The sequence below is a fragment of the Limosilactobacillus sp. genome (genome assembly GCF_022482365.1).
Lineage (GTDB): Bacteria > Bacillota > Bacilli > Lactobacillales > Lactobacillaceae > Limosilactobacillus.
Genome location: NZ_JAKVPE010000001.1, coordinates 1195256 through 1209280, shown reverse-complemented (window position 1 = coordinate 1209280; position 14025 = coordinate 1195256). Strand labels below are relative to the sequence as shown.

The window sequence follows — 14025 nt, the reverse complement described above, 5'->3', positions numbered from 1 at the left end:
GTTCCTTTCCTAAATGTCACTACTTCCATGATAACAACAACCCGGGTCGCTGTCAGTTGGAAAGGTCACCGATTGGGGAGAAAAATCTAGTATAATGGTCGGTAGTAACGATTAATCAAGACGAGGCGAGTACAAGATGGCAAAACGAACGATTAAACTATTTTCCCACAATGACCTGGACGGCTTCGGGGCCCCGCTACTCCTAAAGGCGGTCCAGCCGACGATGTTTGACGACACCGACTTTGACATGACCAACTGCGGGGCCGGTCGGATTGACGATGAATTTGCCCGCTGGATGCGCACGCCCGAGGCCAGCCGCTTCACCGACGTCTACATCATGGACATGACTCCGGACAGCGACTACACCTTCCAGCAGCTCAACGACAATTTTGCCAATCACTGGCTGGTGTTTGACCACCACGAGAGCGAGGAGGCCCAGCGGAACAAGTACGCGGCCAACAGCATCACCCCGGCCAACCCGGACGTCAACCCGAGCGCGGCTAGCCTGGTTTGGGACTGGCTGCAGACCCAGCCGCACTTTACCGACCTGAGCGAGCAGCGGCGCCAGGACCTGGCCTACCTGGTCGAGTTGATCCGGGCCTACGATACCTGGGACTGGCAAAACGATCCCGACATGGCCGAAACGGAGCGCCGGGCGGCCGATGACCTCGACCAGCTCTTCTGGTTCTACCCGCTCCAGGACTCGGCCTCCTTCGTTGAGGGCGTGCTGGCGGCCGGTTGGGAGCAGTACCGGCAGGACAATCAGCTGCTGATCCACACCCTCAACGAGCGGCGGGCCAAGTATCTCAAGAGCCACCTCAAGGACATGCTCAAGACGAAGATCGCCGGGCACCAGTTCGGGGTGGTCTATGCCGACGACTACAAGTCCGAGATCGCCCACGAATTGCTGGAACAAAACCCGGACGTCGACGCTGCGCTGGTGGTCAGCCCGGTCAGCGTTTCCCTGCGCAGCAACGGCAAGCTGGACGTGGCCAAGTTTGCCGAGCAGTACTTCAACGGCGGCGGCCATGCCGATGCGGCGGGCGGCCGGCTGACAGTTAATCCGGTCAAGGTCGGCGAGCAGGCCGTGATCGATGACCTCACCCAGACGGTGAAGAATCGCCAGGAGGAGGACCATCAGGAAGAGAGCACCCTGGCGGACAACCTCGATCCGGAAGTGGCAGCCAAGATGGCGGCGCTGTTTGGGAAGAGCAAGTAGCCAATCAAAAAAACGTCTCGCTGGCAACTCGAGCTTGCTTGCGAGGCGTTTTTCAGTTCACTAAATTTTCAACAGGTCGGCCGGTTCGTGCAGCAGGAAGTCGGCCCCCATGATGGAAGCCGGGTTGGCCGAGCCATAGAGGGCCGCGGCGGACTTGACCCCGGCTGCCTTAGCGGCCTTGAGGTCATTGATCGTGTCGCCCACGTAAACGGTCTGCGCCGGGTCGGTGATCCCCATTTTCTCCATCGCCGCCAGGATCGGGTCCGGGTCGGGCTTGTGCTTGACCGTGTCCTTCTCGGTGATTGCCACGTCGAAGAGCTGGGCAAAGGGGAATTCCTGCCGGAAGTGCTCGTACTCGTCCTGGACCTTGGAGGTGGCCACGGCCAGGTTGCGTCCGGCAGCGTTGAGCCCCTGCAGTGCCGCGGGGATGCCGTCAAGCACCGTCACCCGGTCCTCACGCTGGTAGGAGAGCTGAAACCATTCCTTAACCATCGGGGCGACGTCCTCTTTCTTGACCCCGTAGATCCGCAGGGCGTCGGCGCCGGTGATGCCGAAGAGCTTGCGCATGACCGCCTGTTCGTCTTCAGGGGCAACCGGGTAGCCGTGTTCGCGCAGCAGCTTGATCATCGGTGGCATGTACATGTCGAAGGTGTCGATCAGGGTGCCGTCGATGTCGAAAATAAAGTTTTCCATCTGTTCTGTCATGGTAATCGGATCCTTTCATCCAACTTATAAGGACCATTGTAACAAAGAAGCGTGTGAGTGGGAAACAACCATCTGAGTGGGGCGTATGGCTAACCTAGGGCGGGAGTCGGCGCTGAAGGCGTCGGCTTTCGTCCGTAGTTAGACACTAGCCCCACGGTTGTTTTCCACGTTATCTTTCTAATATTCAAAAAAGAAAATGATGCCGAGAGAAAACTTGTTTTCTCTCGGCATCACGCTTTTTCTGTTAATTTTTAACAACGGCCATCCGCTGACGGCGGTTGTGGATTCCCTTATCAAACTCCGTGCAGAGCATGATCAGCGCGGAAATACCGATGACCGCCAGCCATTCCAGCGGGCTGATCGCTGTCACATGGAAGGCCTCCTGCATGAACGGCAGGTAGGTCAGGGCCAGCTGGAAGAAGATCATTAATGCGATCACGCCCCAGGCCTTCGTGCTGATCGTCTTCAGCTGACCGAGCCCCGGTTGGTCGGTCCGGATGCTGAAGAAGTAGAAGACCTTGGAGACGACGATCGTGTTGATCATCATTGTCGTGGCGTTGAGCGGGCTGGCACCGGCACCCACGAACCAGTGGTAGCCGGCGAGCGAGAAGACGGCAATCAGTGCCGAAACATAGCCCATCTGCACCAGGTCGTGGCGGTCCATCAGGCGCTGGTTGACGGGGCGCGGTGCCCGCTCCATGATCCCGTCCGCCGCCCGTTCGAAGACGAAGGCGAACTGGATGGTGATTGCCGCAATCAGGTTGATCCACAGCAGCTGGACCGGCAGCAGCGGCACCTCCTGACCGGTCAGGATGGAGAAGGCGACGACCAGCCCCTCGGAGAACGAGGTCGGCAGAAGGAAGAGGATGCTCTTCTTAATGTTGTCGTAGATGCGCCGTCCCTCCTTGATCACGGCGGCCATCGTCGCAAAGTTGTCGTCGCCTAAGACCATGTCCGCCGCGTCCTTGGCGACGTCGCTTCCCTTGATCCCCATTGCGATTCCGATGTCGGCGCGCTTCAGGGCGGGGGCGTCGTTCACCCCGTCGCCGACCATGGCCGTGACCTGCTGACTTTCTTGCAAGGCCTCGATGATCTCAAGCTTGTTCTGTGGGGTCGTCCGGGCAAAAACCTGGGTGTTCATGGCGACATTGCCCCGTTCTGCGGGGGTTAATTGGTCCCACTGTTCACCAGTGATGGCGTGGATTGGACCATTAGTGAGGCCAAGCTGCTGCCCGATGGCCCGGGCGGTCTGCGGGTCGTCCCCGGTGATCATCTTGACGGCCACCCCGGCCCGGTTCATCTTTTCCAGGGCGGCGATTACCTCTTCGCGTGGGGCATCCTGGAGGGCGGCGAGGCCCAGCAGGTGGATGCCCTGGTAGAGGTCCGCGTGGTCAACCGTCTTCAGGGGAGTGCCAGTCACCGGCCGGTAGCCGACAGCGATTACTCGTTTCCCCTGCTTGGACCAGGCGTTGACCCGCTTTTCCCACTTGGTAAGGTCAAATGCCGCATCCATTTTGGCGGCCATCTCAAAGAGCTTGTCCGGTGAGCCCTTGACAAAGATCATCTGCTGGTCGCTCTGGATGTCCTGGACGAGCTCGGCGATGTAGCGGTAGTCGGAGTCGAAGGGCAGCAGGTCCAGTTTTTGGTATGGCGACTGGAAGGCGGCGCCGTGGGCCTTGTGGTAGAGGGTCAAGAAGGCACCGTCCGTCGGCTCCCCGTTGATGTGCCAGCGCCCGTCCTCTTCGGTGAGGATGGTGTCGTTGGCCTGGTAGCCGGCCTCGACGAAGAGCCGCAGTTCAGGAGTCAGTTCCGCGGGCTGACCGTTGTCGAGCAATTGGCCCGCGGGTGCGTAGCCGGTTCCGGTGACGTCAATGCGCCGGTCACCGACCCAGAGCTCACTGGCGGCCATCTCGTTTTTGGTCAGTGTCCCGGTCTTGTCGGTGGCGATCACGTCAACTGAGCCAAGGGTTTCGACGGCTGGCATCGACTTGATGATCGTCTTGTACTTTTTGGCCATCTTGCTGACCCCGAAGGCGAGGATCACCGAGGTCGTGGCCGGCAGCCCTTCCGGAATGGAACCCACTAGCATTGCGACCACCGCCAGGGCGAGGGCCGGTAGGGAGTAGATCTGGAGGGCAAAGCCGACGATGAAGACGACGACCGAGGCACTGATCGTGATGTAGGAGACGACCTTGCCGACCTGGTCGATTTCCCGGGTCAGCGGCGTCTTTTGCGGCTTGATGTGGGCAACCTCCTGGGAGATCTTGCCAATTTCGGTTGCCCCGGCCGTGGCCACGACGATCCCGGTCCCGCTCCCGCTGGTCACCAGGGTGGACGCGTAGGCCACGTTGGTCCGCTCCGCCAGCGGAACCTGGGCTGTCTTCAGGACGGCGGAATTTTTGGCGACGGAATTGGTCTCGCCGGTCAGGGCCGACTCCTCGACGCGGAGGTTGTCGGCGGAAATGATCCGCAGGTCGGCAGGGACATTGTCGCCCGCCTCGAGGAAGACCACGTCGCCGGCAACCAGTTGGCTAGCGTCGATGTCCTGGCGAACGCCGTCACGGTAGACGGTTGCCCGCGGCGCCATCAGCTCCTTGATCTTGGCCAGGGCGTTGGCAGCACTGGTCTCTTGGAAGTAACCGATCAGCGAGTTGAGCAGCACCACGGCGAGGATGACGATCGCGTCGGTGTAGTGGCCGATCAGGATCGTCAGTGCGGCGGCGGCCAGCAGGATATAGATCACGATGTTATTGAATTGGCGCAGAAAAATTTTCCACTTGGGGGTCGTCTTGACCTCCAGCACGTTGGGACCGTCCTGGGCCAGCCGTGCTTGGGCCTGGGTACTGGTCAGCCCGGCTGTCGGGTCCGCCAGTTGGTACTTGTTTTTTAATTCATCCGTACTGAGTTGGTAGAGTTGTTTGTTCATGATTCACCTTGTTTCTGGTTGAGATTGTGTGCCTGCAGCAGGGCCGGGGATCCTTTTCCACTTCCCGGCCGGTTCAATGAAGCCAATTAATTTACTGCTTTTCAAATCCTCCTTGTTTTTGGTAAGAACAGGATATCATAGGCGGGCGGCAAAAGGGCGGTTGTTAAGCAATCTTTAACCGCCTTAAGGAAAAATTCGGAAATAGAAAAAGCCGCCAACCAAAACGCCCGCGTGGCGCTGGTTGGTGGCTTGATTTTACTTGTTAAACGTGCCCGCTTCAACGGAACGAATGAAGTCGGCGAGGTGCTTGTAGTAAACGTCCGGATTGTCGACCATGTGGTGGTGGCCACCGCCGGGAGTCGTGACAAACTTGGCATTTGGAATCAGCTCGGCCATCTTCTTCCCGGTTGGCACCGGCATCGATTCGTGGTCCCCGTAGGTAATCAGGGTCGGCACCTTGATGTTCTTCAACTGATCGCGGAAGTGCCAATCCTTGAGCTTCCCGGTGATGACGAACTCGTTGTCACCCTGGAAGACGTGGTAGATCGCGTCCCCACCGAGGTCCTTTAAGTGGTAGAGGCGGGATGGCTGGCGCCGGTCGATGTAGTTTTCGTTCATCACCTGAACGTACTGCTGGTACTTCGGGTTGCTGTAGTCGTTTGCGGCTTCGCACTTCTTCATGAAGGCGACCGCTTCCGGCGACAGGGTCTTTTCCCGCAGCTCGTTGATATGCTTAACGTAGTCGTCGATTTCGTCAACCATCGAGGAGATAATGGCACCCTTGAGGTGCTGGCCGTACTTGACGGCGTATTCCTGGACAAGCAGGCCGCCCCAGCTCTGGCCGATCAGGTAGATGTTGTCGAGGCCGAGCTTTTGGCGAACTTCATCAACCTCGTCCAAGAAGTAGTCATAGGTCAGGTACTTCTTGGCGATTTCCGGATCGCTGTAGTCCGGCTGGTCGGAATAGAGGGAACCCAGCTGGTCGTACATGGTGACCTGGACGTTCAGGCCCTGCTTGGCCAGCTGTTCGGCGGCGTCTTCCCAGTATTCGTGGTTGCCACCAGGGCCACCGTGGAGGGCGAGCAGGTGGATGTCACCCTCGCCCTGGGTGTTGGTCCAGAGGTGGTAGCCGTTATCTAATGTAATAATCTTTGTTCCTTGCTTCAATCTCATAATCCCCTTAATATTTATTAACCAAATATTAAGAATAATTCTAGCGCAAAGCACGACCCGAATTCAAGTAACTGACCCCGGGAATCGTTAAAAGAGCGTTTTCAAGGCTGATTCGGTAATCGACGTCCTCGTTGCCGCGGAGGGTAAAGGCGTAGTCGCTTGCATAAATAATCAGACCCAGCTGGTGGCCGGCTGCGAGGTGGTGGAAGAGCGGCTGAAGGTCGAAGGCGACGTCAACTAGCTGTCCCGGGGCGAGCTCGTCGACGGTGGCGGAGTCGTGGCGGTTTTGAAGGTTACGGTGGCCACTGGCAATCACCTTATAGGGGCTGGCCTGCTTTTGCAGCTTGAACTCCCGCAGGTCATCGGCCTTCCAGTGATAGCCCAGCGGCAGGCCGCCGCGGTTAATGATGACCGGGGAAGTCGTCAGGCGTTTGTCATCCCCGAAGTCGACCAGTTCGGCGCTGACCAATCCGTGGTCGAGGGATGCGGCCACCGTCAGCTGAAGGCGTGGCGTTCCCCGCAGTAAGAGATCCTGCTTGGCTGGGGCCGTCTTGAACTGGCAGCTGAACTGCCCCCGATCGGCGATTAGGGCCGTCTGCCACTTGGCGGGGTGCTGGCACCAATCCTGGTAAGTGTCCTTTTCCTGGTGATCGTTGAAGGTCAGCTGCTCGGCCACGTGGACGTTTTCTGGCGTCAGGTCGCCGTCGGTCAGGTGGAAGGTCAGCTGCTTGCCCGCCGTCCAGTGATCGTAGGCGTTCCAGGTCTCCGGCAGGTGGTTGTCCTGGACCAGGACGTGCGGCAGGGTGCTGTCGGCCTGGTTGTCAAGATCCCAGAGCTTGTTGGCGAGCCAGAGGTTGACCATTTCGGAGAAGTCCAGTGACTGAAAGGCGTTGATGTAGATGTGCTGTCCCTGGTGGAGGATCAGCTTGCTTTCGACGGGCAGGTCCTGCAGGGCGTCATAGAGTGCCTTGACGTTGCTTGGCTTGACGTTGGTATCGTTGAGGCCGTGGACCATCATGACCGCCGCCTTGATCCCGGCGAAGTCCTTCCGGTAGTTGCGCCGGTCCCAGAAGGCGTTGTAGTTGCCGGTCGTCCGGTCCATGGCCTGGGCCAGGCGGTCGATGTATTTGTCGTAGGTGGGCTTGATCCGGCGGAAGTCGGCGGGGCGCTTGGTGCGACTGAAGGTCTCGTCGGCCAGGGTGTCGGCGTCCTCACCCTGAAAGCCCCCGGCTGCCCGGACCAGACCGCCCTCCCGGTAGTAGTCGTACCAGCTGGAGATGGCGGCTTCGCTGATGATTGCCTTGAGCCCGGCCACGCCCGTCGTGGCGACCGCCGTTGAGAGGGTGCCGAGGTAGGACCGGCCGGTCATGGCGACGTTGCCGTTGCACCACCAGGCCGTGATCGTGATCCCGTGGGTCCGGTCGGTGAAGGCCCGCCGATCACCATGGAGCCACTCCACGACGGCCTTCATCGAATCGGTCTGCTCGGGGGAGCCGCAGGTCTGCAGGCCGTCCGAGTCCTTGGTGCCGATGCCGGCCGCGTAAACGATCGCGTAGCCCCGGGTTGCCAGGTAGTTGTTGAGGGTGTAGCCTGGCGTCTCGCTGAAGGTCTGGGTGGCCTTTTGGGTGGAGCCGTTGACGGCCTGGCGCTTGAATTCGGTCGGGAAGGCCATTTCATGGGGCGCCTCCTGGCCGGCCTCCTTGTGGGTGAGGGGATGGTTGACGTTGTGGGTGGCCTTGTCGCCCCACTCGTCATTGGTGCCCTGGTTGTACGGGCTGGCGGTAAAGACGGCCGGGACCCGCAGCCCGTCCTCGGTGTCCTGTGGCCGAATGATCTCAGCCTTGACCAGGTCGGCCTGGCCGTCGAAGTCAGTATCCATGTCGGTCTCGATGTAGACGACCTCGCAGATGAACTTTGCCGGATCAAAGGAGGCCAGGGGCTTGCCGTTGAAGAACAGCGGCTTCTGCTTGGCCGGCAGCTGGTAGGTCCAGGCCAAAAAGCCCTGGGCGGTCAGCTGGTCGAGCAGGATTTGGCCGCCCTTGCCCCGGGTGTTTAAGAGCAGGTAGTAGGCATTGGCCATGTCGGTGCTCGTCCACGCTTCGTGGTCCTCCATTGGTAGGGTCAGCTTGTGCCAGGTCGCCAGTGGGTCCTCGAGGCGAAAGTCGACGTCCGGTTCGAACTCCAGCAGCTGGAGGGCCAGCCGGTAGAAGATCGCCGTAGTCAGTGGCTGGTCGCTTGCCAGCCATTCGTCGACGGCCAGGTCCGGGGTGGCCAGCAGGTCGTGGAGCCATTCCGCGCTGGTCAGCGGGGAGGCGCAATGGTCCTGGGTGCGGGTCAGCAGCGTTTTCAACAGCTCCTTGGCAGACATTCGGTCAACGTCACCGCTCTGCAGCAGCTGGATACGCTGCAGCTCTTGTTGACGCTGGGGCGTGCTGGTTGGTCGGATGCTGAATTGATTGATTTTCATAAAAAACACCTCGCAATTCTTTCTTACCCTCATTATCCCACTTCTCGCTCGCGCTGCCGACATTTTAAGGGCGACGGCGGGGCGCTTTGAGGGTATAATTGAAGTGTTTGTATATTTTAAAGTGAAAAGATGGTGAGATAGTTGGCACAAAACATCATGGAGTTCCACCACGTCGAGCGGCGGTTCGGCGACAACGTGGTGCTCAAGGACATCGACTTTGCAATCGAGGCGGGGAAGTTCTATACCCTGCTGGGACCCTCGGGTTCGGGGAAAACGACCATCCTGCGTCTGATTGCGGGCTTCGATTCGCCGACGAGCGGTGAAATTGACTTTGACGGGAAAAGGATCAACGACGTCCCGGCTAACCGGCGCCAGGTCAACACGGTCTTCCAGGACTACGCGCTCTTCCCGCACATGAACGTGGCCGAAAACGTTGCCTTTGGCCTCCAGATCAAGGGCGTTGGCAAGCAGGAGACGGCCAAGCGGGTGCAAGAGGCCCTGCACCTGGTCCAGCTCGACGGTTACGGCGAACGGGAGATCACGGAGATGTCCGGTGGGCAGCGGCAGCGGGTCGCCATTGCCCGGGCGCTCGTCAACCGACCCAAGCTGCTCCTGCTCGACGAGGCCCTGTCAGCTCTAGATCACAAGCTGCGGGTCGAGATGCAGACCGAACTGCGCCAATTGCAGCGCCAACTGGGGATCACCTTCATCTTCGTCACCCACGACCAGGAGGAGGCCCTGGCGATGAGCGACCAGATCATGATCATCAACGACGGGACGATTCAACAGAGTGGGACGCCGGTGGACATTTACGACGAACCGCTCAACCACTTCGTCGCCGACTTCATCGGTGAGAGCAACATCGTGCCCGGAATCATGAAGGCCGACTACCTGGTCACGATTGACGGCCAGGACTTTGAGTGCGTCGACGCCGGGATGCGGCCCAACGAACGGGTCGAGGTCGTGATCCGGCCCGAGGACCTCGACATCACGACCGTCGAGAAGGGGCAGCTGGCGGTGACCGTCGACACCCAGCTCTTCCGCGGGGTCGACTACCAGATCACGGCCCATGACCAGCGTAACCACGAGTGGAAGATCAATTCGATCCACAAGACGACGGTCGGGGCAACGGTCGGCCTGGCCTTTGACCCCGAGGACATCCACGTGATGCGCTACAACGAAAGCGAGGAGGACTTCGACGCCCGCCTGGACAGCTACGAGGAGGGTGAATAATGCGTCAAAAAGTCTTTTTCGCCGTTCCCTACGCCCTGTGGATCATCCTCTTCGTCGTGGCGCCCCTGGTGTTGATCTTCTACCAGTCCTTCTTCAACATTGATGGCCAGTTCACCCTGGGCAACTACGCGAATTACCTGACCTCAAGCGTCTACCTGAAGATGACCGTCGATTCGGTCTGGTACGCCTTTTTGATCACCCTGGTCACCCTGGTGATCTCCTACCCGACGGCCTACGTCTTAAACCGCCTGCCCAACAAGCAGTTCTGGCTCCTGCTGGTGATCCTGCCGACCTGGATCAATTTGCTGCTGAAGACCTACGCCTTCATCGGCCTCTTCAGTCAGGCGGGGACGATCAACCAGTTCCTGCGCTTCGTCGGCCTGGGCAGCCACCAGCTGCTCTTCACTGACGCCAGCTTCATGTTCGTGGCCGCCTACATTGAAATTCCCTTCATGGTCCTGCCGATCTTCAATTCGCTGGCCGAGATCAACCCGTCACTGATCAACGCCAGCAAGGACCTGGGGGCCAACGACTGGCAGACCTTCACCAAGGTCATCTGGCCGCTGTCCCTGCCGGGGGTCAAAGCCGGCATCCAAGCGGTCTTCATCCCTTCGCTCTCCCTCTTCATGATTACCCGCCTGATCGGGGGCAACCGGGTGATTACTCTGGGGACGGCGATTGAGGAGCACTTCCTGACCACCCAGAACTGGGGGATGGGTTCAACCATCGGGGTCATCCTGATCCTAGCGATGTTTATCGTCATGGCCGTCACCGGTGATCGCCGGAAGAAGAAGGGGGGCGCTCGCCGATGAGCAAGAAGCGTTTTTCCTGGGGCAAGGTCTACCTGGCCCTGGTCTTCATCATCCTCTACGCGCCGATCGTCTACCTGGTGGTCTTCTCCTTTAGCGCCGGCAAGACGATGGAGAAGTACCACGGTTTCTCCTTCCAGCACTACGCCGACCTCTTCGCCGACAGCCGGATGATCACGATCGTCATTAACACCATGATCGTGGCCCTGTTGGCCTCCCTGATTGCGACGATCGTGGGGACGATGGGGGCCCTGCTCATCAAGGGCTCCCGCCGGAAGTGGCGCAACGCCCTCCTGTCGCTCAACAACGTTCTGATGGTTTCGCCCGACGTCATCATCGGGGCCAGCTTTCTGATCTTCTTCACCATGCTGGGCGTCCGGCTGGGCTTTGCCTCGGTCCTGCTGAGCCACATCGCCTTCTGCATCCCGATCGTCGTCCTGATGGTCCTGCCGAAGTTAAACGAATTGTCGCCGACCCTGGTCGATGCCGCCTATGACCTGGGGGCCTCGCGCTGGCAGGCCCTCTCGCGGGTCGTCCTGCCGGCGATCGCCCCGGGAATCTTCGCCGGCTACTTCATGGCCCTGACCTATTCCTTAGACGACTTTGCGGTGACCTTCTTCGTAACCGGGAACGGCTTCTCGACCCTGTCCGTGGAGATCTATTCCCGGGCACGCCAGGGGATCAACCTGGAGATCAACGCTCTGTCGACTTTGATGTTTATCGTGTCGTTGCTGCTGGTGATCGGCTACTACTTCATTAGCAAGCACGCCGGCCGGCACAACCGGATCGTGACGGTAAAGGAGGGGGATGCGCAATGAAAAAGCTGCTGTCTGCCTTCATTGGCATCCTGATCCTCTGCCTCCTGCTGGCCGGGGGCGACTACGCCCTCAACCGGCACAATAACGGGAGCAGCCGCAAGACGGTCACCATCTACAACTGGGGTGACTACATCGACCCGGCCCTGATCACCAAGTTCGAGCACCAGACCGGCTACCATGTCGACTACGAGACCTTCGACAGCAATGAGTCGATGCTGACCAAGATCCGTCAGGGCGGGACCAACTACGACCTGGTGATCCCGAGCGAATACACCGTCCAGCGGATGCGGCGCGAGCACCTGATTGCCCCGCTGGACCACCGCAAGCTGCCGAACATGCGCTACCTGGACAAGCAGTTCTTGAACCGGTCCTTTGATCCCGGCAACCGCTATTCGGTTCCCTACTTCTGGGGAACGCTGGGGATCATCTACAACGACCAGAAGATTAAGGGTGCCGACGTCCAGCACTGGCGCCAGCTCTGGAGCCCGCGGTTGAAAAACAACCTAATGCTGATCGACAGCGCCCGCGACGTCTTCGCGATTGCCCTGATCACCCAGGGCAGGTCGGTCAACACCACCAATTACGGCCAGCTCAAGTCCGCCCAGGGCAAGCTCAAAAAGCTGACGCCCAACGTCAAGGCGATCATTGCCGACGAGATGAAGATGTACATGGAACAGGGTGAGGCCGCCGTTGGGGTGACCTACTCGGGGGATGCCCGCGAGATGATGAGCGTCAACCACCACCTCCACTACGTCGTCCCGAGCGAGGGGAGCAACATCTGGTTTGACAACATGGTGATTCCAAAATCCGCCCGCAACAAGGCCGCCGCTTACAAGTTCATCAACTTCATGCTGGAGCCGAAGAACGCCGCCCAAAACGCCCGCTACGTCGGTTACGCGACGCCGAACTGGAAGGCTAAGCAGCTGCTGCCGAAGAAGGTCACGAGCAACCGGGCCTTCTATCCGCCAAAGCAGACGATGAAGCACCTCCAGACCTACCGCGACCTGCCGCTGCACGTCTTGGGCGAGTACAATGACCTGTTTTTGGAATTTAAGATGTTTGCAAAATAGTGAGTGCAATTAACGACCAGCGGGCCGTATGGCTAACCGCGGACGGAAGTTGGCGCTGAAAGCGTCAATTTTCGCCCGTAGCTAGATGCTAGGAGCTCGCTTGTTTGCACGTTATCTTTACAATAGTAAAAAAACAGCCTAGGAAGCACATCAGCGTTCCTAGGCTGTTTTCATTTAATCACTTGCTTTATTCAATTTACTGTGGCGGTAGCCATAGGTGAAGTAGATGATGATCCCGATGGCAAACCAGATGCTGGCGCCAATGTAGGTCGTCTTGGACAGCTGGGTCATCATCCCCAGGCAAGCCAGGCCGGAAATGATCGGCAGAACCGGGTAGAGTGGCACCTTGAAGCCACCACGGTTGCCGATGTCCTTCCGGTGCCGCAGTGGGATGATCCCGAAGGACACCAGGGTGAAGGCCAGCAGGGTCCCGATGTTAACCAGGCTGGTCAATTCATCCAGCGGCACCAGACCACCCATGACGGCGATGATGATTGAGACCGTCCAGAGGGCGATCTGCGGCGAGTGGTTCTTCTCGTCGAACTGGGCGAGCTTGGCCGGCAGGAGACCGTCACGCCCGATCGCGTAAACCAGCCGGGAGCTGGAGTAGATCATGGAGATCATCATGGTGAACATCCCGATCAGGGCCCCGATTGAGAGCAGGTCGGCGATCCAGCCCTGGTGGACCAGCTGCAGGGCGTAGGCAACCGGGTTGGCGACGTCCAGCTTGGTGTACTTGACCATCCCGGTCAGCACGGCGGCCACGCCCATGTAGAGGACGGTGGCGACGACCAGGGTCCCGATGATCCCGATCGGCATGTTCTTCTTCGGATTTTTAACCTCGGCCGCCGAACTCGAGACGACGTCGAAGCCCAGGTAGGCGAAGAAACCAAGCGTGGCCCCGTGGATCACACCCTTGAGGTGGTAGGGCATGAAGGGGTGGTAGTTGCTGGGCTTGATGTAGAAGAGCCCGACCCCGATGAAGACCAGGATGATCAGCAGCTTGATGACCACGGCGATGTCGTTGATCCGCATCGAGGACTGCATCCCGTGTGACAGCATCAGCGCAATCAGAAGAACGATGATGATCGCCACCAGATTGACGTAGGTGCCGTGCGCCGGGTCGAAGGGACCGCTCAGCGCCTTCGGGAGGTGCAGACCAAAGGATTCAATCAGTGAATTGAAGTAGGCTGCCCACCCGGTCGAGACGGTCGCCACGGCAAGCATGTATTCGAGGACCAGGGCCCAGCCGAGGATCCAACCAAAGAATTCACCAAAGACAATGTTACCGTAGGAGTAGGCACTCCCGGCAACAGGCAGGGCAGATGAGAACTCCGCGTAGCACATGGCTGCCAGGGCACAGACGATGGCGGAGATGAAGAAGGACAGGGTCACCCCTGGTCCAGCTGACTCGGCCGCGATGGTCCCGGGAAGGATGAAAATCCCGGTCCCAATGACGGCCCCAATCCCAATGGCCATCAAGTCTTTGGCAGTCATTGACTTAACAAATTGCTGATCCGCCCCCAAGTAACGATCAAGGCTTTCTTTGCGGAGAATGTGTAAGCCCATCAATAAACCACCTTTCTTTGTTATAATAACGGTAGT

At 59.1% G+C, this 14025-nt stretch carries 10 protein-coding genes; 5 read left to right on the top strand and 5 right to left on the bottom strand.

Going from position 1 to position 14025, the window contains the following annotated elements; translation table 11 throughout:
* The first annotated feature begins 136 nt into the window (after positions 1-136).
* On the top strand, positions 137-1219 hold the full coding sequence (locus LKE23_RS05640) for a DHHA1 domain-containing protein (protein ID WP_291976348.1): 1083 nt from the start codon (positions 137-139) through the stop codon (positions 1217-1219).
* Between the two features lie 60 nt (positions 1220-1279).
* Here LKE23_RS05640 and LKE23_RS05635 read toward each other — a convergent pair whose 3' ends face one another.
* The 4 genes from LKE23_RS05635 to LKE23_RS05620 form a co-directional block, all read right to left on the bottom strand.
* Positions 1280-1924, bottom strand: a complete 645-nt coding sequence (locus tag LKE23_RS05635) for an HAD family hydrolase (RefSeq protein WP_291976347.1) — start codon at positions 1922-1924, stop codon at positions 1280-1282.
* 244 nt (positions 1925-2168) lie between these two features.
* Positions 2169-4850, bottom strand: coding sequence for an HAD-IC family P-type ATPase (locus LKE23_RS05630; RefSeq protein ID WP_291976346.1), 2682 nt, complete (start codon positions 4848-4850; stop codon positions 2169-2171).
* A gap of 255 nt (positions 4851-5105) precedes the next feature.
* Positions 5106-6017, bottom strand: a complete 912-nt coding sequence (locus tag LKE23_RS05625) for a proline-specific peptidase family protein (RefSeq protein WP_267201244.1) — start codon at positions 6015-6017, stop codon at positions 5106-5108.
* A 46-nt stretch (positions 6018-6063) separates the two neighbouring features.
* The gene (locus LKE23_RS05620; protein ID WP_291976344.1) at positions 6064-8490 is read right to left on the bottom strand and encodes a Xaa-Pro dipeptidyl-peptidase; all 2427 of its coding nucleotides are present in this window, start codon (positions 8488-8490) and stop codon (positions 6064-6066) included.
* A 141-nt stretch (positions 8491-8631) separates the two neighbouring features.
* Here LKE23_RS05620 and LKE23_RS05615 point away from each other — a divergent pair, with 141 nt between their 5' ends.
* From LKE23_RS05615 to LKE23_RS05600, 4 genes are read left to right on the top strand one after another with little or no spacing between them, the layout of a single operon-like run.
* On the top strand, positions 8632-9723 hold the full coding sequence (locus tag LKE23_RS05615; RefSeq protein ID WP_291976343.1) for an ABC transporter ATP-binding protein: 1092 nt from the start codon (positions 8632-8634) through the stop codon (positions 9721-9723).
* Positions 9723-10535 (top strand): ABC transporter permease, encoded by an 813-nt coding sequence (locus LKE23_RS05610; RefSeq protein WP_291976342.1) that lies wholly within the window; start codon positions 9723-9725, stop codon positions 10533-10535. Before LKE23_RS05615 ends, LKE23_RS05610 begins: the two co-directional genes overlap by 1 nt.
* On the top strand, positions 10532-11350 hold the full coding sequence (locus tag LKE23_RS05605) for an ABC transporter permease (protein WP_291976341.1): 819 nt from the start codon (positions 10532-10534) through the stop codon (positions 11348-11350). The genes LKE23_RS05610 and LKE23_RS05605 overlap by 4 nt, the downstream gene beginning before the upstream one ends.
* On the top strand, positions 11347-12420 hold the full coding sequence (locus tag LKE23_RS05600; RefSeq protein WP_291976340.1) for an ABC transporter substrate-binding protein: 1074 nt from the start codon (positions 11347-11349) through the stop codon (positions 12418-12420). The genes LKE23_RS05605 and LKE23_RS05600 overlap by 4 nt, the downstream gene beginning before the upstream one ends.
* Positions 12421-12594: 174 nt before the next feature.
* Here the strand turns inward: LKE23_RS05600 and LKE23_RS05595 are convergent, their stop codons facing one another.
* Complete coding sequence (locus LKE23_RS05595; RefSeq protein ID WP_291976339.1) at positions 12595-13989, bottom strand: amino acid permease; 1395 nt, start codon at positions 13987-13989, stop codon at positions 12595-12597.
* Positions 13990-14025 lie beyond the last annotated feature (36 nt).